The organism is Rhodopila sp. (genome assembly GCF_035548235.1).
GTDB lineage: Bacteria > Pseudomonadota > Alphaproteobacteria > Acetobacterales > Acetobacteraceae > Rhodopila.
Map to the genome: position 1 here is coordinate 1 of NZ_DASZTJ010000047.1, position 4,269 is coordinate 4,269.

Annotated in this window: 4 protein-coding genes; all 4 read left to right on the forward strand. The window is 68.8% G+C overall.

Annotation, left to right across the window (positions count from 1 at the left end; all coding sequences use genetic code 11):
- Positions 1 to 104 precede the first annotated feature (104 nt).
- The gene (locus VHB27_RS03970) at positions 105 to 2,093 is read left to right on the forward strand and encodes a heme lyase CcmF/NrfE family subunit (RefSeq protein WP_325597631.1); all 1,989 of its coding nucleotides are present in this window, start codon (positions 105 to 107) and stop codon (positions 2,091 to 2,093) included.
- Between the two features lies 1 nt (position 2,094).
- Positions 2,095 to 2,661, forward strand: coding sequence for a DsbE family thiol:disulfide interchange protein (locus VHB27_RS03975; RefSeq protein WP_325597632.1), 567 nt, complete (start codon positions 2,095 to 2,097; stop codon positions 2,659 to 2,661).
- The gene (locus VHB27_RS03980) at positions 2,658 to 3,155 is read left to right on the forward strand and encodes a cytochrome c-type biogenesis protein (RefSeq protein ID WP_325597633.1); all 498 of its coding nucleotides are present in this window, start codon (positions 2,658 to 2,660) and stop codon (positions 3,153 to 3,155) included. The genes VHB27_RS03975 and VHB27_RS03980 overlap by 4 nt, the downstream gene beginning before the upstream one ends.
- A partial coding sequence (gene ccmI / locus VHB27_RS03985) for a c-type cytochrome biogenesis protein CcmI (protein WP_325597634.1) occupies positions 3,152 to 4,269 on the forward strand: 1,118 nt, incomplete at its 3' end. The genes VHB27_RS03980 and ccmI, both read left to right, overlap by 4 nt.

The following is a 4,269-nucleotide window of genomic DNA, read 5'->3' on the forward strand; positions in this document are numbered from 1 at the left end:
AGACCTTTCGACCGCACCTCGCCCCCGCCCGTCCACCAACCATTAACGGGTTCCAAGGGCCTAGGCCCTTGGCGGGGTCCAGGGGCGGAGCCCCTGGTCAAACCATGATCACCGAACTCGGCCACTTCGCGCTGATCCTGGCGCTGTTTGTCGCCATCGTGCAGTCCACCGTGCCGCTGGTCGGCGCGGCCAGGCGGCATGTGGGATGGATGGCGGTCGGACGGTCTTGCGCGCTGATCGGCTTCGGCCTGGTTGCCTTGTCGATGCTGTCGCTGATCCACGCCTATGTGACGTCCGACTTCTCGGTCATCAACGTGGTGGAGAACAGCAACACCGCCAAGCCGCTGCTGTACAAGATCACCGGCGTCTGGGGGAACCACGAGGGCTCCATGCTCCTGTGGGTCTTCATGCTGTCGCTGTGTGCCGCCGCCGTCGCACTGTTCAGCGACAACCTTCCCCCGGCCCTGCGCGCTCGGGTGCTCGCCGTCCAGGGCATGGTGGCGACCGGCTTCCTGGTGTTCATCCTGCTGACCTCCAACCCGTTCCTGCGCATGTTCCCGCCGGCGCCGAACGGCCAGGGGCTGAACCCGGTGCTGCAGGACCCTGGCCTCGCCTTCCATCCGCCGTTCCTGTACCTGGGCTATGTCGGCTTCTCGGTCGCCTTCGCCTTTGCCGTCGCGGCCCTGATCGAGGGCAAGGTCGACGCCACTTGGGCGCGCTGGGTCAGGCCCTGGACGCTGGCGTCCTGGTGCTTCCTGACCATCGGCATCGCCATGGGGTCCTGGTGGGCCTACTACACCCTGGGCTGGGGCGGCTGGTGGTTCTGGGACCCGGTGGAGAACGCGTCGTTCATGCCCTGGCTGGCCGGCACGGCGCTGATCCACTCCTCGATCGTGGTGGAAAAGCGCGAGACGCTGAAATCCTGGACCATCCTGCTGGCGATCGTGACGTTCTCCCTGTCCCTGGTCGGCACCTTCCTGGTGCGGTCGGGCGTGCTGAACTCGGTGCACTCCTTCGCCACCGACCCGAAGCGCGGGGCGTTCATCCTGATGCTGCTGGTCATCGCCATCGGCGGATCTCTGACGCTGTATGCGATCCGAGCGCCGTCGCTGAAGGCGGGCGGGGTGTTCGCGCCGTTGTCGCGGGAAGGGGCGCTGGTCCTGAACAACCTGCTGCTGTCCTGCGGCTGCGCGACGGTGTTCCTGGGCACGATGTATCCGGTGTTCCTGGATTCGATGGGTGGCCCGAAGCTGTCCGTCGGGTTTCCGTTCTTCAACCGGACGTTCGTGCCGATGATGGTGCCGATGCTGCTGGCCGTCGGCATCGGCCCGATGCTGGCCTGGAAGCGCGGCGACCTGCTGGGCGCGCTGCAGCGCCTGTGGGCCGCCTATATCGCGACCGCCGTCGTCCTGCTGATCGCCTTCTACGTCACCGACGGCGGCCCGGTCCTCGCCGTCCTCGGCTTTGGTCTCGCGGCCTGGCTGGGCGCGGCGGTGCTGGTGGAGCTGGCCGACCGGCTGCGCCTGTTCCGCATCCCCCTCCGCGACAGCGTCCGCCGCGCCGTCAACCTGCAGCGGTCGGCCTATGGCATGACCATCGCCCATTTCGGCCTTGCGGTGTCGATCGCCGGCTTCTCCGCCTCGGCGTTCGATCGGGAGGCGATCAATGCGGTGCCCGTCGGCGGCTCCTTCGACATCGCCGGCTATCACATGACGCTGGAGAGCGTGGACAAGGTGCCCGGCGGGGACTTCGTCGCCGATCGTGCCACGATCCGCGTCAGCGAAGGGGGCGACCCGGTGACGGTGATGCATCCCGAACGGCGGCTGTTCACCGCCATGCAGCAGACGACCGCGGAGACGGCGATCCGCACCAACCTGGTATCCGACCTCTACGTCGCGATGGGCGACATCGACGACAAGGGCGCCTGGACCATCCGCGCCTACTGGAAGCCCTTGGTCCCGTTCATCTGGCTGGGCTGCGTCATCATGGCGTTCGGCGGCATGGTCAGCCTCAGCGACCGGCGCTGGCGCGTCGGCGTCGCCGCTCGAGCGAGAGGGCGGATGGGACGGGCGGTTCCGGTGGCCGGCGAATAGCATGCGCCGGTTGATCTTCCTGCTGCCGCTGCTGCTGTTCCTGGTGGTGGCCGGCTATTTCGCCGAGACGCTGGACTCAGGCCGCGACGTGCATGAGCTGCCCTCGGCGATGATCGCCAAGCCGGCGCCGAATTTCGACATCCCCAGCCTGAACGGGCCGCAGGCCTTCACCCTGGCGGCACTGAAGGGCCGCCCGATCGTCGTCAACTTCTTCGCGTCCTGGTGCGTCCCCTGCCGGATCGAGCATCCGGTGCTGATGCGCCTGAAGGACGAGAACCACATCCCGATCTACGGCATCGCCTACAAGGACGCGCGGTCGGCCACCACCCAGTTGCTGAAGACCTACGGCGACCCGTACCAAAGCATCGGCGTCGACCGGAACGGCGATGTCGGGTTGAATTTCGGCGTGTATGGCGTGCCGGAAACCTATGTGATCGACAGCGCCGGCATCATCCGCAAGCGCTTCGTCGGCCCGCTGACGGCCGAGAGCGTCGACAAGGAGCTGTTGCCACTGCTGCGGCGCCTGGACAGCGCGAACGCCGGCCCGGCAGGAAACCGTCCGTCATGAAACGGCTGCTGCCCTGGCTATCCCCTTGGCTATCCCCTTGGCTGCTGCTGGTGCTGATCGGCCTCGCTGCGCCGGCGCACGCCGTCGAGCCCGGCGAGCGCCTCGCCAACCCGGCGCTGGAGGCCAGGGCGCGCGCGATCAGCGCCGGGCTGCGCTGCCTGGTCTGCCAGAACGAGTCGATCGACGATTCGAACGCCGACCTGGCGCATGACATCCGCATGCTGGTCCGCCAGCGCCTGGTCGAGGGCGATACCGATGCCCAGGTCGTGCAGGCGGTGGTCAACCGCTACGGCCAGTTCGTGCTGCTGAAGCCGCCGGTCGAGCCGGCGACCTATCTGCTGTGGTTCGGCCCCCCGGCCGTCCTGGCGATCGGGCTGGCCGGATCGCTCCTTTGGATCGTGCGGCGGCGGCGCCGGGCAGGGGAACTGGTCCCCGCCCTGTCGGCGGACGAACGCCGAGACCTGGATACGCTGTTGCGGGAGTCGGGCGGTTGATCCTGGCGTTCCTGTTCGCCCTGCTCGCGTTCCTGTCCCTCCTGCCCATCCTGAAGCCGCTGATGACCGGTAGCCGGCCGGTGCCGGACCGGTCGCAGTTCGACCAGGCCGTCTATCGCGACCAGTTGCAGGAACTGGACCGCGACATCGCGCGCGGCCTGATCTCCGCCACCGAGGCCGAGACCGCCCGGATCGAGATCCAGCGCCGGCTGCTGGCCGCCAGCCGCGAGCCGTCGCGGCAGGTCCGGCTGACCCGCAGCCCGGCGATGGCGGCCTTCGTGCTGGCGCTGGTCGGGGGCGGATCGGTGCTGGCGTATGTCTATCTCGGCTCCCCCGACCTGCCGGATATCCCCTTCTCCGCCCAGCCGCGGGAGACCGCGAACAGCCCGCGCGAACAGATGCGCAAGGCGGTGGACCAGTTGGCGGAGCAGGTGCGGCAGAACCCCAAGGACGGTGGTGGCTGGCTTCGCTATGCCCGGGGCCTGGCGGCGCTGGGTGACTGGGGCCACGCCGAGGCCGCGTATCGGCAGGCGATCGCGCTGGGCCAGGACTCGCCGGATATCGAGGCCGACCATGCCGAGATGCTGGTGATGCAGACCGGCGGCACGGTCACGCCGGCGGCCGAGGCGGCGTTCCGGAACGTACTGTCCGCCGACCAGGGCAATGCCATGGCGCGCTATTATCTGGCGCTGGCGCATCTGCAGGCCGGCGAGCCGCGCAAGGCGATCGACGGGCTTCAGGGGCTGCTCGCCATCCTGCCGTCCAATTCGCCGCTGCGCGATCGGATCGGCCGGCAGATCGCACAGGCGGCGAAGACGGCCGGACTCCCGATGCCGAAACTGGCCGAGGGCAGCGCACCGACCCCAACCGGCACGCCCCCGGGTCCGACGGCGTCCCAGGAAGCACAGGCGGCCCAGATGCCGGCGGCGCAGCGCGAGGCGATGATCCGCGGCATGGTCGCCAGCCTTGCCGCCAAGCAGGAAGCCGATCCGGGGAATTTCGACGGCTGGATGCGCCTCGGCCGCGCCTATGCGGTGCTGAACGAGCCCGACAAGGCCGCCGCCGCCTATGACAAGGCCCAGGCGCTGCGGCCGGACGACCTGTCGGTGCCGGA

Excerpts from the sequence above, each read along its gene's own strand:
- VHB27_RS03975 (WP_325597632.1), top strand. The coding sequence starts at position 2,095 with ATGCGCCGGTTGATCTTCCTGCTGCCGCTGCTGCTGTTCCTGGTGGTG.
- VHB27_RS03970 (WP_325597631.1), top strand. The coding sequence starts at position 105 with ATGATCACCGAACTCGGCCACTTCGCGCTGATCCTGGCGCTGTTTGTC.
- VHB27_RS03980 (WP_325597633.1), top strand. The coding sequence starts at position 2,658 with ATGAAACGGCTGCTGCCCTGGCTATCCCCTTGGCTATCCCCTTGGCTG.